Origin of the sequence: Klebsiella sp. JN_Kp127 (genome assembly GCF_040062505.1) — a bacterium.
Taxonomy (GTDB): Bacteria; Pseudomonadota; Gammaproteobacteria; order Enterobacterales; family Enterobacteriaceae; genus Klebsiella; species Klebsiella quasipneumoniae.
In genome coordinates, this window is sequence record NZ_JBEAHS010000052.1 from 34,832 (window position 1) to 59,675 (window position 24,844).

The following is a 24,844-nucleotide window of genomic DNA, read 5'->3' on the forward strand; positions in this document are numbered from 1 at the left end:
AAAGCCGGCGCCCGCCGGCTTTTTTATTAGATAGTTTTTTCTTATGGTGACGCGATGAGCAACTCATTACCTGACACAGCCTCCCCCCTTCTGCCCATCCCGCCGGAACATCCGGTGAGCTGGCCGCAGGGCGATCTGAACTGTGCTGCAATTAAGGCGCACATCGATACCTTTCAGCACTGGCTGGGCGAGGCGTTTGACGCCGGTATCGCCGCGGAGCAGCTCATTGCGGCGCGCACCGAATTTATCGACCAGCTGCTGCAGCGGTTGTGGATCGCCTGCGGCTTTGAATCCGTCTGCGACCTGGCGCTGGTGGCCGTCGGCGGCTATGGCCGCGGCGAGCTGCATCCGCTCTCTGACGTCGATCTGCTGATCCTCAGCCGCAAAAAGCTGCCGGACGACCAGGCGCAAAAGGTCGGCGAACTGCTGACGCTGCTGTGGGACGTCAAACTGGAGGTAGGCCACAGCGTGCGCACTCTCGAAGAGTGTCTGCTGGAAGGGCTTTCGGATCTCACCGTCGCCACCAACTTAATCGAATCGCGCCTGCTGATCGGCGACGTCGCGCTGTTCCTTGAACTGCAAAAACATATTTTTAGCGACGGCTTCTGGCCATCAGAAAAGTTCTTCGCCGCGAAAGTCGAAGAGCAGAACGTCCGTCATCAACGCTATCACGGCACCAGCTATAACCTCGAGCCGGACGTGAAAAGCAGCCCCGGCGGCCTGCGCGATATCCATACGCTACAGTGGGTGGCTCGCCGCCATTTCGGCGCCACCTCGATGGATGAGATGGTCGGCTTCGGCTTTCTGACCGAGGCCGAGCGCAATGAGCTCAACGAGTGTCTGCACCAGCTGTGGCGTATCCGCTTCGCGCTGCATCTCGAACTCACTCGCTATGACAACCGCCTGCTTTTCGACCGCCAGCTCAGCGTCGCCCGCCGGCTCGGCTATGAAGGCGACGGCAACCAGCCGATTGAGCATATGATGAAGGACTTCTTCCGCGTCACCCGCCGGGTGAGCGAGCTGAACCAGATGCTGCTGCAGCTGTTTGAAGAGGCCATCCTCGCCCTGACCGAGGATGAAAAACCGCGCCCGATCGATGATGACTTCCAGCTGCGCGGCACGCTGATCGATCTGCGTGACGATACGCTGTTTATTCGCGAGCCGCAGGCCATTCTGCGCATGTTTTATATCATGGTGCGCAACAGCACCATCACCGGCATCTACTCCACGACGTTGCGCCATCTGCGCCACGCCCGCCGTCATCTGACCCAGCCGCTGTGCTATATCCCGGAGGCGCGCACGCTCTTTCTCAGCATGCTGCGCCATCAGGGGGCAGTGAGTCGCGGACTGCTGCCGATGCATCGTCACAGCGTGCTGTGGGCCTATATGCCGCAGTGGTCCCATATCGTCGGCCAGATGCAGTTCGACCTGTTTCACGCCTACACCGTCGATGAACACACCATCCGCGTGATGCTCAAGCTGGAGAGCTTTGCTAAAGAAGAGACCCGTAGCCGTCACCCGCTGTGCGTGGAACTGTGGCCGCGCTTAACGCACCCGGAGCTGATTTTAATCGCCGCCCTGTTCCACGACATCGCCAAAGGGCGCGGCGGCGACCACTCGATCCTCGGCGCGCAGGATGTGCTGAAATTTGCCGAACTGCACGGGCTGAACTCCCGTGAAACGCAGCTGGTCGCCTGGCTGGTGCGTCACCACCTGCTGATGTCGGTCACCGCCCAGCGGCGCGATATTCAGGATCCGGAAGTGATTAAGCAGTTCGCCGAGGAGGTGCAAACGGAAAATCGCCTGCGCTATCTGGTGTGCCTGACCGTGGCCGATATCTGCGCCACCAACGAAACCCTGTGGAACAGCTGGAAGCAGAGCCTGCTGCGCGAACTCTATTTCGCCACTGAAAAACAGCTGCGTCGCGGCATGCAAAGCACCCCGGACATGCGCGAACGGGTGCGTCACCATCAGCTGCAGGCGCTGGCCCTGCTGCGGATGGACAATATTAATGAAGAGGCGCTGCATCAAATCTGGAACCGCTGCCGCGCCAACTATTTCGTGCGACATACGCCGACGCAGCTCGCCTGGCACGCCCGCAACCTGCTGCGCCACGATCTGAATAAGCCGATGATCCTCCTGAGCTCGCAGGCCACTCGCGGCGGAACGGAGATTTTTATCTGGAGCCCGGATCGCCCTTACCTGTTCGCCGCGGTGTGCGGCGAACTGGACCGTCGCAACCTCAGCGTCCACGACGCGCAGATCTTCACCACCCGCGACGGCATGGCGATGGATACCTTTATCGTCCTTGAGCCTGACGGCAGTCCGCTGTCCGCCGACCGCCACGAGGCGATCCGCCAGGGTCTGGAACAGACCATCACCCAGCGCAGTTGGGAGCCCCCGGCGCCCCGTCGTCAGGCGGCAAAGCTGCGTCATTTTTCGGTGGACACCGAGGTGAATTTCCTGCCGACCCATACCGATCGCAAATCGTTTCTCGAGCTGATTGCCCTTGACCAGCCCGGGCTGCTCGCCCGCGTCGGTCAGGTGTTCGCCGACCTCGGAATTTCGCTTCACGGGGCGCGAATTACGACAATTGGTGAGCGAGTAGAAGATTTATTTATAATCGCTACCGCCGACCGGCGTGCCCTTAATAATGAGCTGCAACAAGAAGTGCAACAACGGTTGACAGCGGCCCTCAATCCAAACGATAAAGGGTGACGTATTTTTTTTAGTGAATGGAAAGAAACAATGCAGCAGTTACAGAACGTTATTGAGTCCGCCTTCGAGCGTCGCGCCGACATCACGCCGGCCAATGTGGATACCGTGACCCGCGAAGCGGTTAACCAGGCTATTGCCCTTCTGGATTCGGGCGCGCTGCGCGTCGCTGAGAAGATCGACGGTCAGTGGGTGACGCATCAGTGGCTGAAGAAGGCGGTACTGCTCTCTTTCCGTATTAACGATAACCAGGTTATCGATGGTGCGGAAAGCCGCTACTTCGATAAAGTACCGATGAAATTCGCTGACTATGACGAAGCGCGTTTCCAGAAAGAAGGTTTCCGCGTGGTGCCCCCGGCAGCGGTGCGCCAGGGCGCGTTCATCGCCCGCAACACCGTGCTGATGCCGTCCTACGTTAACATCGGCGCCTACGTTGACGAAGGCACCATGGTTGACACCTGGGCCACCGTCGGCTCCTGCGCGCAGATCGGTAAAAACGTTCACCTGTCCGGCGGCGTCGGCATCGGTGGCGTACTGGAGCCGCTGCAGGCGAACCCGACCATCATCGAAGATAACTGCTTCATCGGCGCGCGCTCTGAAGTAGTTGAAGGGGTGATTGTCGAAGAAGGCTCCGTGATCTCCATGGGCGTTTACCTGGGTCAGAGCACCAAAATCTACGATCGTGAAACCGGCGAAGTCTTCTACGGCCGCGTGCCGGCTGGCTCGGTAGTGGTGTCAGGCAACCTGCCGTCGAAAGATGGTAAATACAGTCTGTACTGCGCAGTGATCGTGAAGAAAGTCGATGCTAAAACTCGCGGCAAGGTCGGCATTAACGAACTGCTGCGTACCATCGACTAAAGCAAATAAAAAGCGGGAGATATCCCGCTTTTTTGATATTTGATGCTGGCGAGAATGGATTTTTTCGTTAATTATTCAATGGTTATGATGCTATCAAAGGTACCGTTATGTACGATAATCTGAAAAGTCTTGGCATTACCAACCCTGATGAGATCGATCGCTATAGCCTGCGGCAGGAAGCTAACAACGACATTCTGAAAATCTATTTTCAGAAAGACAAAGGCGAATTCTTCGCCAAGAGCGTGAAGTTCAAATATCCGCGTCAGCGCAAAACCGTCGTCGCCGACGGCGTCGGCCAGGGCTACAAAGAGGTCCAGGAGATCAGCCCCAATCTGCGTTACGTCATCGATGAGCTGGATCAGATCTGCCAGCGCGATCGCACTGAAATCGATCTCAAGCGTAAAATCCTCGACGATTTACGCCATCTGGAAAGCGTGGTCACCAATAAGATCAGCGAAATCGAAGCCGATCTGGAAAAGCTCACCCGTAAGTAAGCGCATCCCCCGGCGGCGCGTCGCCTGACCGGGCTGGCGGTATCAAACCGCTACCGACAGCATGCATCGTCCAGGCCGGGTATGGCGAGTCGCTACCCGGCATTTTTTACCTCCACGCCTTAGCGTTGTTCATCCAGCTGCAGCGCGATATACAGCAGCAGCCGGTCGTCAAAGCTGCCAAGATCCAGCCCCGTCAGCTCCGAGATACGATTCAACCGGTACTCCAGCGTATTGCGATGAATAAACAGGGCCTTCGACGTCGCCAGCGGCTGCACGTTATGGCGAAACCACGCCTGCAGCGTTCGCCGCAGCAGCCCGTTGTTATCCATCGCCTTGAGACGCGCCAGCGGACGAGCCAGCTCATTGGCCTGCCAGCCGCCGCGCAGGCTGTCAAGCAGCACCGGCAGCATCAGATCCTGATAGAAATAGCAGCGGCTCTCCGGCATCCGCTGCTTGCCCACCATCATCGTCGTGCGAGCGGTACGGTAAGAGCGGGCGATACTCCCGGGACCGGTGAAGAAGTTGCCCAACGCCACGCGGAAACGGAGCTGGCCATTCTCTTTCATCCTGGCGATAAGCTGCTCGACGCGCCGGACGTGATCGTCGGCGTCCCAGCGGCCAAAGCTGTTCAGCGCCGGTTTCAGCACCACCATTTCCGTGAGCGAGACAATGGCCACGAGATTATGGCGATCGGGCGTGGTCAGCGCGTTCTGCAGCTGCTGTAGTTCCGCCATCGCGCTGTCTACGCCGAGCTGGCCGCTGTCCACCTCAATCATCGCCACCACGCGCGGCTGATTCAGGTCGATGCCTAATCGCTGAGCCCATTCGTTCAGCGCCGGGGTATGCTCTTCCGCCTGAATCAGGTTCATCACCAGCTCTTCGCGCAGACGGCTGTCCTGCGCCAGGAGATGCATCAGTCGCGACTGCTCCAGCATCATCTCTGCCGTCATGCACACCAGCTCGCCATATTTTCGCAGCGACTCCGGCTCGCCGGTCAGGCCGATCACCCCGACGATCTCCCCCTCCAGGCGCAGCGGCAGGTTAATGCCCTGGCGCACCCCGTGCAGATGGCGAGCCACCGCGTCGTCGATATCCACCACCCGCCCCTGAGAAAGCACCAGCAGCGCGCCTTCGTGCAATTCACCAATCCTTTCCCGATCGCCGCTGCCAATAATCCGCCCGCGGGCATCCATCACGTTGATGTTGGTATCGATGATGCGCATCGTCCGCGCCACAATATCCTGCGCCATTTTGGTATCGAGATGCCAGCCAGCCATGTAATCCTCCCCTTTGCAGGGCACCAGCATAAAAGAGTCGTCGCCCTGCTGCATTGTGCATATGCCCGAAGCCCGGATGAGATATGTGGAGTTGTGGAAGCGGTCACAGAACGAAAAAAAGCCCCTGCCCTCGGCGAGGGAAGGGGCTGGGATCAAGCGCTGACGATTACTGCAGCAGCAGGTAGATAGAGGCGTCGCCGCGCTGAATGTTCAGCGCCAGCACGGACGGTTTGGCGTCGAAGATTTTCCGCAGATCGGCGATGTTTTTCACCGGCTGCTGGTTGGCCCCGACAATGATGTCGCCTTTCTTGAGGCCAATCTGCGCCGCCGGGGTGCCGGCTTTCACATTATTGACCACCACGCCTTTGTCCTGACCCTTGTTGCTCATTTCCGCCCCTTCAATCCCGTTGAAGATGGTGCTGGAGTCAACCTGGGTCTGGTTGCTCTGCTGCAGTTCGACGGTGACGGTCACCGGTTTGCCATCGCGCAGCAGGCCAAGCTCAACCTTGCTGCCGATAGGCATGGTGCCGACCTGAGCACGCAGCGCGGCGAAGCTGCTGATCGCCTTCCCGTTGAGGGAGGTGATCACGTCGCCGGCTTTAATGCCCGCTTTCGCGGCCGCCGATCCCGGCATCACCTGGCTGACGAAGGCGCCGCGCTGGGCGTCGACTTTCATCGCTTTCGCCAGCTCAGAGTTCAGTTCGGTGCCCATGATGCCGAGCTCGCCGCGTTTCACCTGGCCATATTTCACCATCTGCTCGGTCAGGTTTTTCACCATGTTGCTCGGGATAGCAAAACCGATACCGATGTTGCCGCCGTCCGGCGCCAGAATGGCGGTGTTGATGCCGATCAGCTCGCCGTTGAGATTCACCAGCGCGCCGCCGGAGTTCCCGCGGTTAATCGCCGCATCGGTCTGGATAAAGTTTTCGTAGTTTTCCACGTTCAGGCCGCTACGACCCAGCGCGGAAACAATCCCGGAGGTCACGGTTTCGCCCAGACCGAACGGGTTACCGATAGCCACGGTGTAGTCGCCGACGCGCAGCGCGTCAGAGTCGGCAAGCTTAATTGCCGTCAGGTTTTTCGGATCCTGAATCTGAATCAGCGCGATATCAGAGCGCGGGTCTTTACCCACGACTTTGGCATCAAACTTACGACCATCGCTCAGCTGGACCTTAATCGTGGTGGCGTTGTCCACGACGTGGTTGTTGGTCACCACATACCCTTTGGCCGCATCAATAATCACGCCGGAGCCCAGCGCCATGAATTTCTGCTGCTGGCCGCCGTCAGGCTGACCGCCCTGTCCGCCGCCCTGGCAAAACGGCGAACTCTGGAATGGAGAACCATCCTGGCAGAACGGCGAGTTATCGCCAAAGAACTGCTGGAAGTTACGCGGCATCCGTGGGGTATTAACGGTGGTGCTACCTTCAACGTTAATGCTCACCACCGACGGCATCACTTTCTCCAGCATCGGGGCCAGGCTTGGCATCTGCTGCGCGTTAGTGGCCGAAGATGCCGTTTCCGCCGCGCTCGCAGAGAGCGGGGACAATGCCAGACCTAAACTCAGAGCCAGTGCACTCATTGCTAACGTGGTTTTTTTCATCAGTTTCAATCTCAATATCAGAAAACGAAAGTTGCTGTGTACGTGACTATCAGAGTCATTTTATAGCGCTAAGTTCCGGAATTAAGTTTCTGGAAAAAGTAAAAATTTATTGTCCATCTTTACAAAACTCCAGCCTATTCCACCGCCATCAGTCGTCGATATTCATCCCACGCATATAAATCCGTCATCCCGCTGATATAATCCTGAATCAGACGGCAGCGATAATAGTATTCCATCAGCGTAAATTCAGGCGCTGTGCGCGCGAGCTTATTTACCGCTTCCACATAGGCCAGCCGGTGGCGGGTTGAAAGTTTCTGATACAGTCGGGAGGAAATGGGTAAACGCCGTACCCGCTCCTGCGCCACTAATTCGCTGAAATCCTCCAGTGATAATTTCAGCAGCGGCTGATAGATATCCAGCAGGCCGCTGATCACCCGGTAGCCCTGCAATTCCAGCTGCTCGACATCCGGATGGCTAAACACCTGTTTAATCGCTACATTTTTATAAAGCTCCAGCAGCTGACTGCAATCGCTGTCGTCCTCGAGCAGCGCATGATTAAAGTCGCCCGTAAAGATGGCCGGCAGGTTGTCAATAAATCGGCGCGCCGCGTAGGGCACCAGCTTATTCAGCGTGTTCACCCGCAAATACATAAAAAACTGGTCTTCCGCGCTCTGCTTCAGGGAATTGGCTCGTGATTTCTCCCAGGCATTTTCCACCACCTGCGAGAATAACGATCCTTTTTCATGGCTGCCCCAGGCGTCGTAAAGATGCTGATAAAGCTGCTCAGCGCTGAAAATACGTTTTTCCACCGCGTCCTCGAGATCCGCGACGCAATATGAGATGTCATCCGCGGCTTCCATAATCCAGGTTAATGGGAACCGATTGTAAGGCGCCAGATCCAGTTCTTTACGCAGGCGCGCCACATACTCCTCTTCGGCTAAATAGTAGCCAGGCTTCTTCATTAAATAACTGTGGCTGGCTGGCGTCGCCTCGGACCACCACGCCGGACGAGTATATTTCAGAATACAGCCGACCTGCGCCCAGGTCAGATTCATGCGCATCAGCGTATGGACCAGACGAATGCCCTGGGCGTTGCCCTCAAAGCAGCAGAGATCCTGGCGCACTTTGCGGCGCAGCGCGTTAAGCGACGTTTCCCCCTCCTGCAGGCGTAATGCCTGCACTTCACAGCGATCGTCGGTCAGCGGCTGCCCGAGCGCATCGCCGGGCGCCAGACGCTGGCGGAACCAGTCGTTAATCGCCGCCTCGCCAAAATGGCCAAACGGCGGGTTGCCGATATCGTGCATCAGGCATGCCATCTCCACGACGCTCTCGAATGGCCCGGTCAGCTCTTCCAGGCCATACTCTTCCAGCAGCCTCTGCTCTTTCAGCCGGCTCAGTACTTCTTTGGCGATATAACGCCCCACCTGCTGCACCTCCAGCGAGTGGGTCAGACGGGTACGCACCGCTGCGTTGCGCTCCAGCGGGAAGACCTGAGTTTTTTGCTGTAAGCGACGGATGGCCGGCGAGTTGACGATCCGTCCCCGATCGCTTTCGAAGATCCGCAGGATGTCGCGCTCCGTCTCGACACGCGGCGGCGAACGGAAGCGTCGACGCCAGTTTATCTTGTTGCGAAAATCAATCTTTGCCATAGCCTCTCCCGCGCGAGCAATACGCTTCCCCTTAAGCGCATGATAGACTATGCAACTAAACCTGACACATCGCGAGTAAATCTATGAAAATTGGCATTATTGGCGCTATGGAAGAGGAAGTTACCCTTCTGCGCGACAAAATCGAAAACCGCCAGACTATCACTATTGGCGGGAGCGAAATCTATACCGGCCAACTTCACGGCGTTGACGTCGCGCTGCTGAAGTCTGGTATCGGCAAAGTGGCGGCGGCGATGGGCGCGACCCTGCTGCTGGAGCGTTGCCAGCCTGACGTGATCATTAATACCGGCTCAGCCGGCGGCCTGGCGTCGACGCTGAAGGTCGGCGATATCGTCGTCTCCGATGAAGCGCGCTACCACGACGCCGACGTCACCGCCTTCGGTTATGAGTACGGCCAGCTGCCTGGCTGCCCGGCGGGCTTTAAAGCGGACGAAAAACTGGTGGCCGCCGCGGAGAGCTGCATTAACGCGTTAGATCTCAATGCCGTTCGCGGCCTGATCGTCAGCGGCGATGCCTTCATTAACGGCTCTGTCGGTCTGGCGAAGATCCGCCATAATTTCCCGCAGGCGATCGCTGTGGAAATGGAAGCGACCGCTATCGCTCACGTTTGCCATAACTTTAAGGTTCCCTTCGTGGTGGTTCGCGCCATCTCCGATGTGGCCGACCAGCAGTCTCACCTCAGCTTTGAGGAGTTCCTTGCGGTCGCCGCCCGACAGTCCACCCTGATGGTGGAGAATCTGGTCCAGAACCTGGCACGTGGCTAAGTCGCTCTCCTTCGCGCTTGCCGCGCTGCTGTTACTCGCCCCGGCGTGGCTGCTGGCCGCGCCGCGGGTGATCGCCCTCTCCCCCGCCAATACCGAACTGGCCTTTGCCGCCGGAATCACGCCGGTCGGCGTCAGTAGCTATTCCGATTATCCGCCGCAGGCCAAAACGATTGAGCAGGTTGCCAGCTGGCAGGGGATGAACCTGGAGCGCATCGTAGCGTTAAAGCCAGACCTGGTGCTGGCCTGGCGGGGCGGTAATGCCGAACGTCAGGTTAACCAGCTGCAGTCCCTGGGGATCCACGTCCTCTGGGTGCAGACTTCGACCATCGAAGAGATCATCGCCACCCTGCGTCAGCTGGCGCAGTGGAGCCCGCAGCCGGAAAAAGCGCAGCAGGCGGCGCAGGCGATGCAGCAGGAATACGATGCGCTGAAAGCGCGCTATGCCAGCGCGCCGAAGAAACGCGTCTTCCTGCAGTTCGGTTCCGCCCCGCTGTTCACCAGCGGCCCCGGCTCGATTCAGGATCAGGTGCTGAGGCTGTGCGGCGGCGAGAATATCTTTGCCGCCAGCCGTGTTCCCTGGCCGCAGGTGAGCCGCGAACAGGTGCTGGCCCGTCAGCCGCAGGCGATTGTGGTGACCGGCAACGCCAGCCGCATCGCCGAGGCGCAGCGCTTTTGGCAACATCAGCTCACCATTTCGTTGATTGCGTTACACAGCGACTGGTTTGAACGCGCAAGCCCACGTATTATCCTCGCCGCCAAGCAACTTTGTGCGGCGCTCGACCAGGTAAAATAACCATCCGGTAAAGCGGATGTTCAGTGGGAATCAACGATGCTTGTCTATTGGCTGGATATTATTGGCACGGCCGTTTTCGCGATCTCCGGCGTTCTGCTGGCCGGAAAATTACGCATGGACCCGTTTGGCGTGCTGGTGTTAGGCGTGGTGACGGCGGTGGGCGGCGGAACCATCCGCGACATGGCGCTGGCGAATGGCCCGGTATTCTGGGTCAAAGATCCCACCGATCTGGTGGTGGCGATGGTCACCAGCATGCTGACCATCCTGCTGGTCCGCCAGCCGCGCCGGCTGCCGAAATGGATCCTGCCGGTGCTCGACGCCGTCGGTTTAGCGGTGTTTGTCGGCATCGGCGTGAATAAAGCCTTTCTCGCCGGCAGCGGCCCGCTGGTAGCGGTATGCATGGGCGTGGTGACCGGCGTTGGCGGCGGGATAATCCGCGACGTGCTGGCGCGCGAAATTCCTATGATTCTGCGCACCGAGATCTACGCCACCGCCTGTATTGTCGGCGGCATTGTCCACGCCACCGCGCACGACACCTTCCATCTCCCGCTGGAGAATTCGGCAATGATGGGGATGGTGGTGACCCTGGCGATCCGGCTGGCGGCGATCCGCTGGCACCTGAAGCTGCCGACGTTTGCCCTGGACGATAACGGACGGCCATAAAAGCAAAACGGTAACCCTGAGGTTACCGTTTTTAGCGTTGGCGCCCTCTCGCTGCGAGAAAAAGCCCCTGCCGCGCTCGCTTTAAACGCTGAACGAGGACCCGCAGCCGCAGGTGCTTTTCGCGTTCGGGTTGGTCACGATAAAGCGTGAACCTTCCAGCCCTTCGGTATAGTCGACAGAGCCGCCGACCAGGTACTGCAGGCTCATCGGGTCAACCACCAGGCCGACACCCTGTTTCTCAATGGTCATATCCCCTTCGTTCACCTGATCGTCGAAGGTGAAGCCATACTGGAAACCGCTGCAACCGCCGCCGGTGATATACACGCGCAGTTTCAGGTTCGGATTATCTTCATCCGCAATCAGGTGTTTTACTTTATTGGCTGCGGCTTCGGTAAACTCCAGCGGCAACGCTACGTCATCACTCATTTTTTGCTCCCATTGATACTTCCGGCCGGTTAAAGAATAACCGGACCTTTTGAGCCATTATCTAATACCCTGGTAAATCGTTCAAGTATTCTCCCGGGGTGCCTGCTGCGCTTTTGCCGCCTGCTCGGCCTCCTGCTTCGCCAGAGTACGTTGCAGAATGGTCGAATACAAAGGCTTACCGCCGAGGAATTGCGCCAGTAGTGTTGCGCCAAGGCAGGTAATAATCATTGGCAAAATGAGCTGATAGTTATCGGTCATCTCCAGCACCAGCACAATCCCGGTCAGCGGCGCGCGCACCGAGGCGGCGAGCAGCGCCCCCATGCCGGCGATGGCGAAGGTGCCGGCATCGAGATGGTAGGACGGAAACAGCGGAATAGCCGCCATGCCGAACGCCGTGCCCAGCAGCGTGCCGAGCGCCAGCATCGGGGCGAAAATGCCGCCCGGCGCGCCGGAAGAGAAGCAGATCAGCGTGGTCACCACGCGGGCAATAAAGATGAACAGCAGCAAACCGACGGAGAAGTTACCGGCGGCGGCGATGGGGATCAGGTTAAAGCCGCCCCCCACCGCGGAGGGCTGCATCAGCCCCAGCAGGCCGCAAAGCCCGCCGATGACCCCGCCAATTAACACCCATTTTTTGATGTGGCCGCCGTGAATGCGCTGGAACAGATCCTGGGTGCGTAGCACCAGAAAATTAAACAGCGGACCAAAGCAGCCAAACAGCATCCCCAGCACCAGGTACAGCCACAGGGTATTCACCGGGGCATTGCTCAGCTTGCCCACCTCTATAATTGCCGCCTCGCCGTTGAAAATGCGAAACACAATGCTCGACATGATCACGCCGGTAAATACCGCTTTAATGGAGATCAGGTTGTAGCGGAACTGCGGGCGCATCTCTTCGATGATAAACAGGATACCGGCCAGCGGCGCGTTAAAGGCCGCTGAGAGCCCCGACGCCGCACCGGTCGCCAGCAGCGTGTGCCGCGCTTCCGGACTGCGCATGCGGAAAATATCCAGCACCATGCGTCCAATGTTGCCGCCAAGCTGCACCATCGGCCCCTCGCGTCCCAGCACCATTCCGGCGCCCAGGGTCCCCATGCCGCCGATGAATTTCACCGGCAGCACGCGCCACCAGCGCACCGGCCGCAGCTCCTCCAGCGCCCCTTCGATTTCCGGGATCCCCGATCCGCCAGCCTCAGGCGCAAAGCGGCGCACGAGGAAATAGCCGACCATCGCCAGCAGCGCCGACAAGATAAACGCCAGCGGCCAGACCAGATACCAGTGGTCCGCCACCTGCGCCAGCGCGCCGATCCGCTGGTTCTGCACCCAGTTCACGCTCTTTTCAAACGCCACGCCCACCAGCCCGGCCAGCGTGCCGACCACCGCCGCCATAAACAGCACCGCCAGCGGCGTTTTATCGCGCTGAATCAACCGGCGCACCGCATCGCCGCGACGCACCCGCACGAACTGATGTGCTTCAAAAGAGGGAGTTTCTGCTTTCATGCCATTATCAATTATTGGTAATACAAATGAAGAGAGAGGCATTTTAGCCGCCCCGGCGCGCTGCGTCGTCAAAAAAATGCCCTTGCGGCACATTGTTTCAATTGGGCAAAACTTTCATAACCATCCTGGAATAACTTAGAATAGCCGATAAAACATTTTTCACGAACCAGGACCCTGGCCATGAGCAAATCTGAAAATCTGTACCACGCTGCGCGTGAACTGATCCCCGGCGGCGTTAACTCGCCGGTCCGCGCCTTCACCGGCGTCGGCGGCACCCCGCTGTTTATCGAACGCGCGGATGGCGCTTACCTTTATGACGTGGATGGGAAAGCCTATATCGATTATGTCGGCTCCTGGGGTCCGATGGTGCTGGGCCACAACCATCCGGCGATCCGCAACGCGGTGATCGAGGCGGCGTCCCGCGGCCTGAGCTTTGGCGCGCCGACCGAAATGGAAGTAAAAATGGCGGCGCTGGTGACCGAGCTGGTGCCGACCATGGATATGGTGCGCATGGTGAACTCCGGTACCGAAGCCACCATGAGCGCGATTCGCCTGGCGCGCGGTTTCACCGGCCGCGACAAGATCATCAAGTTCGAAGGCTGCTACCACGGCCATGCCGACTGCCTGCTGGTGAAAGCCGGTTCCGGCGCACTGACTCTCGGCCAGCCGAACTCGCCGGGCGTGCCGGCTGATTTCGCCAAACATACCCTGACCTGCACGTATAACGACCTCGCCTCCGTGCGCGCGGCGTTCGAGCAGTATCCGCAGGATATCGCCTGCATCATCGTCGAGCCGGTCGCCGGGAATATGAACTGCATACCGCCGCAGCCGGAGTTCCTGCCGGGCCTGCGCGCGCTGTGCGACGAATTTGGCGCCCTGCTGATCATCGACGAAGTGATGACCGGCTTCCGCGTGGCGCTGGCGGGCGCGCAGGCTTATTACGGCGTGGAGCCGGATCTGACCTGTCTCGGGAAAATCATCGGCGGCGGGATGCCGGTAGGCGCCTTCGGCGGCCGTCGCGAGGTGATGGACGCGCTGGCGCCCACCGGTCCGGTCTACCAGGCCGGAACCCTCTCCGGTAACCCGATCGCCATGGCCGCCGGCTTCGCCTGCTTAAGCGAAGTGGCGCAGCCGGGCGTGCATGAAACCCTCACCGAGCTGACCAACCAGCTGGCGCAAGGCCTGCTGGATGCGGCGCGTGACGCCGGGATCCCGCTGGTGGTCAATAACGTCGGCGGCATGTTCGGCATCTTCTTTACCGATGCCGAAACCGTCACCTGCTATCAGGACGTGGTGAAGTGCGATGTCGAACGCTTCAAGCGCTTCTTCCATCTGATGCTGGAGGAAGGCGTGTACCTGGCGCCGTCAGCGTTTGAGGCTGGCTTTATGTCCGTCGCCCACAGCGAAGAAGATATCGACAATACCATCGACGCCGCGCGTCGGGTATTTGCCAAACTGTAAGGTGCTTGAATGCCTGGTGACGCAGGGATTTTCCCGGATGCGGCGCATTGCGCCTTATCCGGGCTACCAAATCGCACAGCGCTGTAGCCCCGGTAAGCGATAGCGCCACCGGGCAGTTTCCCGGATGCGGCGCATTGCGCCTTATCCGGGCTACCAAATCGCACAGCACTGTAGCCCCGGTAAGCACTAGCGCCACCGGGGATGTTGAGGCCATCCGGGATCGTTAGCGGCTCTGCTTCCTCAGCAAATAGATAAAGTACGGCGCGCCGATAAAGGTCGACAGCAGCCCCGCCGGGATCTGGTACGGGAACATGATCATCCGTCCGCACCAGTCGGCGAAGACCAGCAGCAGCCCGCCAGTCAGTCCGGAGATCACCATATGCGGCAGCGTTCGGCGGAAGCCCATCATGCGCGCAATATGCGGCGCCATCAGCCCGACGAAGCTCAGCGGGCCGATGGTCAGCGTCGCCGCCGCCGTCAGGCAGGCCGCCAGCAGCAGCAGAACAATCCGCGATGACGTCAGCGCCATGCCCACCGCCCGCGCCGCCTCCCCGCCCAGCGGCAGGATGGTTAACCAGCGGCGACAGAGCGGCGCCAGCGCCAGCAGGACCAGCATCACCGCGCCGCTGCGTACCACCCTCTCCGGCGTCGCGCTGTAGGTCGACCCCGAGATCCACGTCAGGATCTGCGCCATGCGCGGATCGCCGCTGGCCTGCAGCATCATCAGCAGCATGGTGAAGGCGGTACTGAGCGCCATCCCCGCCAGCAGCATCCGATGCGGCGAGAAACCGCCCCGCCCGGCGGCCAGCATAATGATCAGCAAAGTGGCCGCCGCGCCAAGGCTCCCGGCCGGCAGCAGCCAGCCAAAGGCGTCGCCAGGCACGAAGAACAGCATCAGCACCACGCCAAAGGCGGCGCCGGAGCTGATGCCCAGCACTTCCGGGCTGGCCATCGGGTTGCCGGTCAGGCGCTGGATAATACAGCCGGCGACAGCCAGCATCACCCCGGCGAACAGCGCCGACAGCACTCGCGGCCAGCGCCAGGGCAGCAGTTGCTCCAGCAGATCGCCGTGAGCCCACAGCCAACCGTGGGCATCGCGACCAAAGGCCAGCGCCACGCTCATCGCCAGCAGCAGCAACGCGACGCCCCCGAGAACAAACCATTGCACGTGATAGCGCTCAGGCTGCACATTATCGCCGCCGTTCATCACCGGGGCGCTGATGCTGCGCAGCCGCGGCAGCAGCCACAGCAGCAGGGGCGCGCCAATCAGGGCGGTGACCGAGCCGGTGGAGACTTCCCGCCATACCCGGCTCAGCCAGAGGATCACCTGATCGGAAAGCCACAGGAGCAGCGCGCCGATCAGCGCCGCCAGCAGCAGCCGGGCCAGCAGTCGACGGGCGCCGAGCATTTTCGCCAGCAGCGGCGCGAACAGGCCGATAAAGCCGATAATCCCGACCGCGTTGACCAGCAGCGCGCTCATCACGATCGCCAGCGTCAGGGCGCCGAGGCGCGCCAGAGACAGCGCCAGCCCCAGGTTGCGCGCCACCCCGTCATCGAGCCCCATCAGAGTCAGCGGACGCAGCAGCAGCAGGGTGAGTATCGCCCCGCCCAGCAGCTGCGGCCACAGGCGCTGCGCCACGCTCCAGTCGGTTTGCGTCAGCGTCCCGGTGCTCCACAGGAACATGCTCTGCAGCTGGTCGTGATGGAAAATCACCATCAGCTGGTTAAGCGCCCCGCAGTAGAGGCTGACCACCAGGCCCGCCAGGATCAGCGTTACCGGCGACAGACGCTTGCCCCAGGAGACGCCAAACACCAGCGCACCCACCAGACAGGCCCCGGCCAGCGCGGCAAACTGCGACGCCAGCACGCCGGGGATGGCCCACAGCGTGGTGACCGTTATCCCCAGCTGCGCGCCGGTGGCGACGCCAAGGGTGGTCGGCTCCGCCAGCGGATTGCGCAGCACCTGCTGGAACAGTACGCCGACCAGTCCCAGCCCGGCCCCCACCAGCAGTGAAACGGCCACCCGCGGCAGCAGGCTGTAATGAAACAGCATCTGGGCAATCTGATCGCTATCCGGCTGCCGCAGCGCCTGCCGCCATTGCGCATAGGGCAAGGCGACATTGAGATTGACGATACTCAACGCGAAGGCGGCAACCAGCAGCGCGGCCAGCAGGATACAGGCTAACGGTGAAATACGCATATTCATGCCGGACTCCCCTGGGCCTCGGCCAGCACGCGGGCAAAATGCATCGCCGACAGCGTCGCGCCATAGAACCATACCGCCGGAACGCGCTGGAAGCGCCCCGCGCGCACGAACGGCATCGCCTGCCACAGCGGGGTCGCCAGCAGCTGGGTCATCTCCCGCTCGTTACCATGATCAAAACAGATCACATCGGCCTCGTTAAACGCCGCCAGCCGGTCGATGCCAACGCTAACGCTGCCCCAGAACGCCGCTTCGCCGCGCCAGGCGTTTTTAATACCAAAGCGGTCAAGCACCTCCTGGAACAGGCAGTTTTCGCCAAACACCAGAACGTGGCGCGGATCGAGCAGGGAGATCATCAGCAGCGGACGGTCGCCGCGCCCGGCAAAACGCGGCTTCAGGCTCGCCATCAGCGCCTCAAACTCCGCCAGGTGGCGCTGAGCCTGCTGCGGTTTGCCCAGCAGGTCAGCCATCTCCAGCAGCGAGCGCTGAGCCATCGCCAGCGGGCGTTTGCCGTCGCTAAAGGTGAATCCGCGGCCGGGGGCGATACGCGCCAGCTTCTCCGGCGACGGGCCGTAGCCTGCTGACCAGACGATAAACGACGGTTTCATCTGCGTCAGCAGCTCAAGATTGGGTTCAGTGCGCAGACCGACATCGATCACCGAGTCGGGCAGCGCGGGCTCGTTCACCCACAGGCGATAGTTAGGGATATCGGCCACGCCGTAAGGCGTGACGCCCAGCGCCAGCAGGAGCTCCGCCGGCAGCCACTCCAGGGCGACCACACGCTGCGGGTCAACGTTCGCCGCCTGCGCGCCGCGCATCTGCCACAGCAGCGGCGAGAGCGCCATCGCGGTCAGCAGGCGACGTCGGGTTATCTGAGTCGGGGTCATCATTAATAGACAAAGCTTACCGGCGCCGCGCCGGCCGGGTGCGGCAGGATCCCCATCGGGATGCCGTAGATTTGTTCCAGGGTGTCGCTGCGCATCAGTTCCGCCGGCGTCCCCTGGGCGATCATTTCCCCGCCGCGCAGGGCCACCAGATAGTCGCAGTAGCGGGCCGCCATATTAACGTCGTGCAGGACGGCAATCACCGTCAGGCCGCGCTGCTGGCTGAGACGATGCACCAGCGCGAGGACATCAACCTGATGGGCGATATCCAGCGCCGAGGTGGGTTCATCGAGCAGCAGACAGCGGCTATCCTGCGCCACCAGCATGGCGATCCACGCCCGCTGGCGTTCGCCGCCGGAGAGGCTGTCCACCAGACGATGGGCGAGCGGCTTCAGCCCTACCAGCGCAATCGCCTCTTCCACTTTCTCGCGGTCCGCCGCGCCAAAGCGACCCAGCGCGCCGTGCCACGGATAGCGGCCGATCGCCACCAGCTCGCGCACCGTCATACCTTCGGCCGGCGGCAGCTGCTGCGGCAGATAGGCCACTTTGCGGGCAAAGGCTTTGCTGCCCCAGCTCTCCAGCGGCTGGCCGTCCAGCAGCACATCGCCTGCGGAAGGCGGCTGATGGCGGCCAAGCATTTTCAGTAACGTCGACTTGCCGGAGCCATTATGGCCGATCAGGCCTGTGACTTTTCCGGCCGGGAAGGTGAGCGAGAGCGGATGGAGCAACGTGCGGCCAGGCACACGGAAAGTGACGCGATCCAGCGCAAAGGTGGTTTCTGCGTGCGGAGTCTGTTCCTGCATAGCGATAACCTGATAAAGGGCGCGGCGAACCGCGCCCGTAGGTGGTTAGAAACGGAAGGTGGCAGTGGCGACGACCTGACGTCCGGCCCCCCAGTAGCAGGCGTATTCGCTGTAGCAACTGGAGACATATTCGCGGTCGAACAGGTTGTTGACGTTGACGCCGACCGACGAGCCCGGCAGGCCAAAGCGCGCCAGATCGTATTTCACCGTCGCATCCATCAGCGCATAACCGGCCACACTAAAGGCATCATTTTTCTTACCGGTGCTGGTGTCATTTTTGTAGTAGCTGACCGTTGAACCGATATAGCGCGCCCCGGCCCCAATCGTCAGACCGCTCAGCGCGGTTTCGTGGAAGGTATAATCCGCCCACAGGGAGGCCATGTTACGCGGCACTTCCGCCGGACGTTTGCCGTTGAACACCGTATCGTGAGTGTACTCCGCATCGGTGTAGCTGTAGGCTGCGGTGACGTTAATATTGGCGTTCACCGCCGCCTTCGCCTCCAGCTCAAGGCCGCGGGAGCGGATTTCGCCGGTCTGGATGCTGAACGCCTGGTTAGCCGGATCCGCCGTCAGGTTCTTGTCTTTGGTCAGCTGATAGACCGCCGCGGTGACCACCACCGGCATATCTTTCGGCACATATTTCACGCCGGCTTCATACTGCTTACCGCGCGACGGATCGAACGGCTTACCGCTGCTGCTGGATCCCGATACCGGTTCAAACGATTCGCTGTAGCTGAAGTACGGAGAGATACCGTTATCGAACAGGTAGTTGATGCCGCCGCGCCAGCTGAACTGCTGGTCGTGGTTCTCCGCCAGGCTGTTGGTGGCGCGGGTTAACGTTGAGGTCGTGGCGTAATCGTAACGGCCGCCCAGGGTCATCACCCATTTATCCCACTCCATCTGATCCTGCGCGTACAGGCCAGTCTGCTCCATCCGGTTGAGCACCGCGTACGGGAAGGTGACCTGAATATTCGGGTCGCCGTACTGCGGATTGTTCATGCTGATGGGATCCGCCGTCCCGTAGTCGGCATCCACATCGTTACGCATCCGCGAGTAGTCCACGCCGGTCAGCAGGGTATGGCTAACCGCGCCGGTGGCGAAATCAGACTGCAGCTGAGTATCGACGGTGAAGGTGTTCAGGTGCTCGTCGGAGCGCACATAGGCGCGATTCATGTAGCCCGGCGCGACATAGCCGTTGCCGTACACCGAACGATAGAGCGTATGCACATCGGCATAGCGCAGGTTCTGCCGCACGGTAAAGGTGTCATCGAACTGATGGGAGAAGCTGTAGCCCACCATCTTCTGGCGGCGGGAGATTTTATTATCCGCCTCGCCTTCGTTGAAATCGGTCGGCAGCTTATGCGCCTTACCGTTGGCGTCGTAATACGGCACCACGGTGCCTTCGCGCGGCAGCCAGCCGTAGTAGCCCGCATCCGGATCATTCTGGAAGTTGCTCAGGAAGGTGAAGTCGGTTTTATCGTCAGGACGCCAGCTAAAGGAGGGCGCCACCGCGTAGCGGGTCGATTTCGCCATCTGCTGCTGGGCATCCTGGCTGCGGCCCAGACCGGTCAGGCGGTAGGACCAGACGCCGGCATCATCAATGGCGTCGCTGAAGTCAAACCCGGTCTGCCACAGATTGTCGGTGCCCATCTTAAACTGCACTTCTTTCAGCGGCTCGGTGGTCGGGCGTTTGCTGACCATGCTGACGATACCGCCCGGGTTGCTGTTGCCGTACAGCACCGAGGTTGGCCCGCGCATCACTTCCACGCGCTCCAGGAAGTAAGGATCCATGGAGACTTCAGAGTAGTTATTCCCCTGCAGCTTCATGCCGTCCAGATACTGGTTGGTGTTGACGGTCGTCGAGGTGGTGAAGCCGCGAATGGTGACCACGTCATAGGTGGTCGAACTGCCGCGAGTGGAGAAGACGCTTGGCGTATAGGAGAGCGCCTCTTTTACCGTCGTCGGCTGGCGCATCTCCATCTCCTGGCGCGTCACCACCGACACAGACTGCGGCGTTTTTTCAATCGGGGTATCGGTTTTCGTCGCCGTGGCGGAACGTTTCGCCGCGATGGTCGGCGCCGGTCCCCAGGCGCTTTCCTGGGCGGTCGGGGCGGCAACGACGGTAATGGTTTCTTCTTGCTTCGGTTGTTCTGCTGCCTGTGCGTAGACAGACATGCCGCTAACCGCCGTGGCTACTACAGCTGCGACTTTACGCAGCGAGTGGTTTGGCTGAGCAGTTTTTGGACGCGCCATGGGTATATCTCTGATGAAAGTGAATGATAACGTAAACGAGAATTATTATTATGACGGGCGATATAATAGGCGAAACGTTGAAGGCAAGGCAAGCGATATGCCTGTCGCTGCGGGTTGAAGGCTGAATTAATAACCAGATAGTTATTATGGAGTTAAAGAGCCGTTAACTTTTTTACAGGCATAAAAAAACCCCTTAATACTTTCGTCTTAAGGGGTCTGGTCTTAGGGCTTAAATCAGTTACTGCCGAACATATCCTTGATCCAGCCCGCGACGCCGTCGCTCTTCTCCTGCTGCTTCGGCGGCTGCTGCTGCTGTTGCTGCTGTTGCTGCTGAGGCTGCTGCTGCCCGGACTGATTGAACGGGTTGTTCGCTTCCTGCTGCTGCAACTGCTGCTGCTGCATCATCTCGCCCTGGCGGCACAGCGCATCCGGCTGCGTCGTCCACACCGGCAGCGAACGCATACCGCCGCTGCAGACGAAGTTGCCGTTGCTGTCCACGCCCATGTCGACCACGTCTTCAGGCGCCGTCAGCACCAGCGGCGTTGGCGTCTGGTTCGCCAGATAACGCTGGTAAATCGACATCGCACCGCTGGCGCCGTACAGTTTGGTTGGCTGGTTATTATCGCGACCCACCCAGGTGATGGTCACCTGGCTACCGTCGATCCCGGCAAACCAGGTATCGACGTTATTGTTGGTGGTCCCTGTTTTCCCCGCCAGATGGAGGCCCGGATACTTCGCGCCCAGCTGACGCCCCGTCCCGCGCTGCACCACCTGCTGCATGGTCCACAGCGTCATGTAGGCCGCCTGGGCAGGCACCGCGCGCTCCGCCTGCGGGTAGCTCTGATACAGCACCGTACCATCTTCCGCAATCACTGACCGCAGGGCGGAGAGTGGCGCACGGTTGCCGCCGCTGGCGATGGTCTGGAAGGCCTGGGCCACTTCAATTGGCGTCAGGTTCAGCGCGCCAAGCAGCATCGCCGGCACGGCGTTGAGCTGATTCTTCGGCGCCCCCAGTTTGGTCCAGGTATCGACCACCGCCGGCAAGCCCAGCGCCATCCCGAGGTTAACCGTCGGCACGTTCATCGAACGGGTCAGGGCATCCACCAGCATCACCTGGCCGCTGAAGCGACGATCGTCGTTCTGCGGCGACCAGGTCTGGCCATTGGACAGGCGAATAGTCACTGGCGCATCGGCGATCCACGTATTCAGGCGATACTGGTTCGGCTGGCTCAGCGCGGTCAGATAGGTCGCCGGCTTGGCCAGAGAACCAATCGACCGGCGGGCCTGCATCGCACGGTTGTAGCCGGCGAACTGCGGCTCCGCGCCGCCGACCATCGCCCGCACTTCACCGGTAAAGCGGTCCACCACCACCATGGCGGTTTCCAGATCTGCCAGCTTGCGCTGTTTCTTCAGTACCGGGATCCCTTCGGTGGCCGCTTTTTCCGCGGCATCCTGCGCCACCGAGTCGAAGGTCGTGAAGATCTTCACGCCGGAGAGATCTTTCACTTTATCGCCCAGCTTCGCCTGCAGCTCCTGACGCACCATCTGCATAAACGCCGGCTGTGGTGAAATCACCCCGCCGCGCGGCTGCACGCCCAGCGGACGCGCGCTCAGCATGTCGTACAGCTCCTGGTCGATGACCTGCTGCTGCTGCAGCAGACGCAGCACCAGATTGCGTCGCTCAAGGGCCAGTTTCGGGTTGCGCCACGGGTTATAGACCGAGGCCCCTTTCACCATTCCCACCAGCAGCGCCTGCTGGTCGAGGCTCAGCTCTTCCACCGGACGGCCAAAGTAGTACAGGCTGGCCAGCGGGAAGCCGCGAATTTCGTTATCGCCGCTCTGACCGAGGTACACCTCGTTCATATACAGCTCAAGGATGCGATCCTTGCTGTAGCGGGCGTCGACGATCAGCGCCATGTACGCTTCGTTGGCTTTACGCCAGTAGGAGCGTTCGCTGGAGAGGAACAGGTTTTTCACCAGCTGCTGGGTCAGGGTACTTGCCCCCTGCACCGTCCGGCCTGCCGTCAGGTTCGCCAGCACCGCACGGCCGATGGAATAGAGGCTGATACCATCGTGCTCGTAGAAGTGGCGGTCTTCGGTCGCCAGCAGCGTATCCACCAGCAGGTCGGGGAAGCCGCTGCGCTTCACGAACAGACGCTGCTCGCCGTTCGGCGACTGCAGCATGGTGATAAGCCGCGGATCGAGGCGGAAGAAACCGAACTGGCGGTTGTTATCCATATTCTCGATGGTTTCCAGATGGTCGCCATCGAAGGTCAGACGCGCGCGCACCTGCCCTTCTTTACTGTCCGGGAAATCGAACGGACGGCGGATCATCTCGATGCTGTTGGCCTGCACCGTATATTCGCCGGGACGCGTCATCGCGCTGACCTGACGATACTGGGTGGCGTTCAGCAGACGCACCATCTCGTTTTTGCTGATCTGCATGTCCGGCTCAAGGTTCACCATTCGGCCATAGACCGCGGCCGGCAGCTCCCAGACTTTACCGTCAATGCGGCTGCGGATTTTCTGGTCGAGGTAGACGCCATAGGCGGCAATCAGCACTGCGAAGACAATCCCCAGCTTGACCAGCAGCCACAGCCAGCTGCGCTTACGACGAGGCTTACCACCTTTGCCTTTGCCTTTTCTCGGCACCGGTTTCTCATCCTCATAATCATCGTCATCATACTCGTCGTCGTAGTCCTCTTCCCGGACCCGGCGACGGGTGACTTTTTGTTTTGTCGGACGTGAGGGTCTTCCCTTACGTCCGATAGGCTCGCGGTCATCTCCCGCCATGCTTTTTCTCCGCAACGTTCAGGCGCAAAGGCCTGATTCTCAATACTTCCCCTGTTCAGAGGAAGAAGAAATCTCTCAAATTAACGTCCTGGCTGCTTACCCTCGGGACGACAACCTGCTGGCGGGCAGAACGCGCCGCCCACCTTTCAAAGGGTTGGTTTGCTTCGTTTCACATGATACTAACAATAAAAATTCACCATAAAATCATTGTGTTAAACGCATCACTGGCAGAATGAGTCAGAACATAGCACGTAATGTTCAGGGCATACAGGATAGCACTAAAATGCGACATTCTTAACCAGCATTTTACCTCGTACTCACGTAACAAGATGGGAAAGAGTATGTTTTTTAATAACATAAAAAATGACGCTCGCCCTGACGCCAAATGCGGCGACATCATCTGCCGCAGAAAATATATTTTCCGGCCGCCAATGTTTATTATTGAAAGAAGTAAAGGGGATTAATCGAGTTTCTGCCAATAAAAATGAGAGCCTGTTAACATTTATGCAGAATCATATTTTATGATGACACCAGGGAAATATTTGTTAAACTAGCGGCCAGTGATTCATTATTTTGATTACTCTACTATGCGCATTCCGCTTATATTTCCGCTTTGCGTGGTGGCCGTGCTCTCTGGCTGCCAACAGAAACCCGCCTCAACGCTCAGTCCGGCCATCAGTAGCCAGGCGCAGCTCGAGCAGCTCTCGTCCGTGGCGGCAGGAACGCGCTATCTCAAGAATAAATGTAATCGTAGCGATCTGCCCGCCGATGAAGCTATTTATCGCGCGGCGGTGAATGTCGGCAAAGCGCGCGGCTGGGGAAATATTGATCCGGCAACGTTAAGCCAAAATAGCGACCGGCTTTACCAACAGCTTTTACAGGACAGCACCCCGGAAGCCGCCCAGTGCAGTCAATTTAATCGCCAGCTTGCACCCTTTATTGCCAGCCTGCGCGGCGACTAAGCAAAATATCTTCAACGCGCATTTTATTGCGCGTGCCCCTTATTCGCCTTTCGGCTCCTCGTCAATTTTCCCGCCGGGCCAGTCCTCCAGCGCCGCGAGGGTAAAGGTCGTGCCGTTGAAGCTAAAGATCGTCACATCCTGCTGGATCTGCTCCACCACCAGATTGGGCAGCGGAGAGTCGCCCTCCGTCCACGCTTTGCCATTTAACACAATGCTGCGCTTTTCCGCTAACGAGGCGTAGACATGCGCGCTATAGCGCAGAGGCGGCAGCGTATCGCTGTCCACCACCGGCGCGGCGGGCGCACTGGGTTTTGTCGCCGGCGGCGGCGTCTTTGGCGCGGCCTCTCCGGCAGCGGTTAACGGCAGAAGCGCCGCATGCGCCACCGGCAAGGGCAGCGTTTGCGGCGGTGCCGGATGACGCCACTGCTCGCCGCCAAACCAGCCGAGCGCGAATAATAATCCGGCGTACAGCGGGATAATCCAGCCTGGGATCTGCACCATCCGGCCGCGGATCACCGGCGCGTCCGCCTGCGCGGAAGGCGGCTGATGCGCCACCAGCGGGGGGATCCCTCTTTCACTGTCATCACGAACAATCACCACGATCTCCTGTTCCCTCACGATAACGAGAAGGCGCCCTTACGGGCGCCCCAAACGGCTGACAAAGCGCAATCTTCAGGGATTGCCCGGCGGCGCTGCGCTTGCGCGGGCCTACAGCTAACTGCATAACG

General features: G+C 59.9%; 20 protein-coding genes. 9 read left to right on the plus strand and 11 right to left on the minus strand.

Annotated elements, in window-relative coordinates; translation table 11 throughout:
* Nucleotides 1-54 precede the first annotated feature (54 nt).
* From glnD to ABLV04_RS20970, 3 genes are all read left to right on the plus strand, one after another.
* Nucleotides 55-2,718: a bifunctional uridylyltransferase/uridylyl-removing protein GlnD gene (glnD, locus tag ABLV04_RS20960; RefSeq protein WP_023292044.1), complete on the plus strand. Its 2,664-nt coding sequence runs from the start codon at nt 55-57 to the stop codon at nt 2,716-2,718.
* 30 nt (nt 2,719-2,748) lie between these two features.
* Nucleotides 2,749-3,573 (plus strand): 2,3,4,5-tetrahydropyridine-2,6-dicarboxylate N-succinyltransferase, encoded by an 825-nt coding sequence (dapD, locus tag ABLV04_RS20965; RefSeq protein ID WP_180265992.1) that lies wholly within the window; start codon nt 2,749-2,751, stop codon nt 3,571-3,573.
* A gap of 107 nt (nt 3,574-3,680) precedes the next feature.
* Nucleotides 3,681-4,067 (plus strand): DUF3461 family protein, encoded by a 387-nt coding sequence (locus tag ABLV04_RS20970; RefSeq protein WP_002889292.1) that lies wholly within the window; start codon nt 3,681-3,683, stop codon nt 4,065-4,067.
* 119 nt (nt 4,068-4,186) lie between these two features.
* Here ABLV04_RS20970 and cdaR read toward each other — a convergent pair whose 3' ends face one another.
* From cdaR to dgt, 3 genes are all read right to left on the minus strand, one after another.
* On the minus strand, nt 4,187-5,344 hold the full coding sequence (gene cdaR / locus ABLV04_RS20975; protein ID WP_023292043.1) for a DNA-binding transcriptional regulator CdaR: 1,158 nt from the start codon (nt 5,342-5,344) through the stop codon (nt 4,187-4,189).
* Nucleotides 5,345-5,510: 166 nt separating this feature from the next.
* Nucleotides 5,511-6,944 carry a serine endoprotease DegP gene (gene degP, locus ABLV04_RS20980; RefSeq protein WP_023292042.1) on the minus strand — a complete coding sequence of 478 codons (1,434 nt, stop codon included), beginning with the start codon at nt 6,942-6,944 and terminating at the stop codon, nt 5,511-5,513.
* Nucleotides 6,945-7,078: 134 nt separating this feature from the next.
* Complete coding sequence (gene dgt / locus ABLV04_RS20985; RefSeq protein ID WP_180265993.1) at nt 7,079-8,593, minus strand: dGTPase; 1,515 nt, start codon at nt 8,591-8,593, stop codon at nt 7,079-7,081.
* Nucleotides 8,594-8,676: 83 nt separating this feature from the next.
* Between dgt and mtnN the strand changes: the two genes are divergently transcribed.
* Genes mtnN through ABLV04_RS21000 form a run of 3 tightly spaced genes read left to right on the plus strand, consistent with a single transcriptional unit; the run spans nt 8,677 to nt 10,831 of the window.
* A complete protein-coding gene (gene mtnN, locus ABLV04_RS20990) occupies nt 8,677-9,375 on the plus strand; it encodes a 5'-methylthioadenosine/S-adenosylhomocysteine nucleosidase (protein WP_023292040.1) in 699 nt (232 codons plus the stop codon).
* Entirely contained in the window at nt 9,368-10,168 is an 801-nt protein-coding gene (gene btuF / locus ABLV04_RS20995) for a vitamin B12 ABC transporter substrate-binding protein BtuF (protein WP_180265994.1), read from the plus strand. The genes mtnN and btuF overlap by 8 nt, the downstream gene beginning before the upstream one ends.
* A 36-nt stretch (nt 10,169-10,204) precedes the next feature.
* The gene (locus ABLV04_RS21000; RefSeq protein ID WP_087776508.1) at nt 10,205-10,831 is read left to right on the plus strand and encodes a TRIC cation channel family protein; all 627 of its coding nucleotides are present in this window, start codon (nt 10,205-10,207) and stop codon (nt 10,829-10,831) included.
* Between the two features lie 81 nt (nt 10,832-10,912).
* Here ABLV04_RS21000 and erpA read toward each other — a convergent pair whose 3' ends face one another.
* Entirely contained in the window at nt 10,913-11,257 is a 345-nt protein-coding gene (erpA, locus tag ABLV04_RS21005) for an iron-sulfur cluster insertion protein ErpA (RefSeq protein WP_002889275.1), read from the minus strand.
* 81 nt (nt 11,258-11,338) lie between these two features.
* On the minus strand, nt 11,339-12,757 hold the full coding sequence (gene clcA, locus ABLV04_RS21010; RefSeq protein WP_032452788.1) for a H(+)/Cl(-) exchange transporter ClcA: 1,419 nt from the start codon (nt 12,755-12,757) through the stop codon (nt 11,339-11,341).
* A gap of 180 nt (nt 12,758-12,937) precedes the next feature.
* On the opposite strand from clcA, the gene hemL reads away from it, so the two are divergent.
* The gene (gene hemL, locus ABLV04_RS21015) at nt 12,938-14,218 is read left to right on the plus strand and encodes a glutamate-1-semialdehyde 2,1-aminomutase (protein ID WP_017900647.1); all 1,281 of its coding nucleotides are present in this window, start codon (nt 12,938-12,940) and stop codon (nt 14,216-14,218) included.
* Nucleotides 14,219-14,441: 223 nt separating this feature from the next.
* Here the strand turns inward: hemL and fhuB are convergent, their stop codons facing one another.
* The 5 genes from fhuB to mrcB all read right to left on the minus strand — a co-directional run bounded on the left by fhuB (nt 14,442) and on the right by mrcB (nt 23,154).
* Nucleotides 14,442-16,424 carry a Fe(3+)-hydroxamate ABC transporter permease FhuB gene (gene fhuB / locus ABLV04_RS21020; RefSeq protein WP_180265995.1) on the minus strand — a complete coding sequence of 661 codons (1,983 nt, stop codon included), beginning with the start codon at nt 16,422-16,424 and terminating at the stop codon, nt 14,442-14,444.
* Nucleotides 16,421-17,311, minus strand: a complete 891-nt coding sequence (fhuD, locus tag ABLV04_RS21025) for a Fe(3+)-hydroxamate ABC transporter substrate-binding protein FhuD (protein WP_032452786.1) — start codon at nt 17,309-17,311, stop codon at nt 16,421-16,423. Before fhuD ends, fhuB begins: the two co-directional genes overlap by 4 nt.
* Nucleotides 17,311-18,108 carry a Fe3+-hydroxamate ABC transporter ATP-binding protein FhuC gene (gene fhuC / locus ABLV04_RS21030; RefSeq protein WP_032452785.1) on the minus strand — a complete coding sequence of 266 codons (798 nt, stop codon included), beginning with the start codon at nt 18,106-18,108 and terminating at the stop codon, nt 17,311-17,313. The genes fhuD and fhuC overlap by 1 nt, the downstream gene beginning before the upstream one ends.
* A gap of 45 nt (nt 18,109-18,153) precedes the next feature.
* Complete coding sequence (gene fhuA / locus ABLV04_RS21035) at nt 18,154-20,361, minus strand: ferrichrome porin FhuA (RefSeq protein ID WP_180265996.1); 2,208 nt, start codon at nt 20,359-20,361, stop codon at nt 18,154-18,156.
* Nucleotides 20,362-20,595: 234 nt separating this feature from the next.
* Entirely contained in the window at nt 20,596-23,154 is a 2,559-nt protein-coding gene (gene mrcB / locus ABLV04_RS21040) for a bifunctional glycosyl transferase/transpeptidase (protein ID WP_023292032.1), read from the minus strand.
* 363 nt (nt 23,155-23,517) lie between these two features.
* Here mrcB and ABLV04_RS21045 point away from each other — a divergent pair, with 363 nt between their 5' ends.
* Together ABLV04_RS21045 and gspS are read left to right on the plus strand one after the other, a co-directional pair.
* Nucleotides 23,518-23,679 carry a hypothetical protein gene (locus ABLV04_RS21045; RefSeq protein WP_048336420.1) on the plus strand — a complete coding sequence of 54 codons (162 nt, stop codon included), beginning with the start codon at nt 23,518-23,520 and terminating at the stop codon, nt 23,677-23,679.
* Between the two features lie 62 nt (nt 23,680-23,741).
* The gene (gene gspS / locus ABLV04_RS21050; protein ID WP_023292031.1) at nt 23,742-24,116 is read left to right on the plus strand and encodes a type II secretion system pilot lipoprotein GspS; all 375 of its coding nucleotides are present in this window, start codon (nt 23,742-23,744) and stop codon (nt 24,114-24,116) included.
* Between the two features lie 39 nt (nt 24,117-24,155).
* Here gspS and gspB read toward each other — a convergent pair whose 3' ends face one another.
* The gene (gene gspB, locus ABLV04_RS21055; protein WP_044521071.1) at nt 24,156-24,713 is read right to left on the minus strand and encodes a type II secretion system assembly factor GspB; all 558 of its coding nucleotides are present in this window, start codon (nt 24,711-24,713) and stop codon (nt 24,156-24,158) included.
* Between the last annotated feature and the right edge of the window lie 131 nt (nt 24,714-24,844).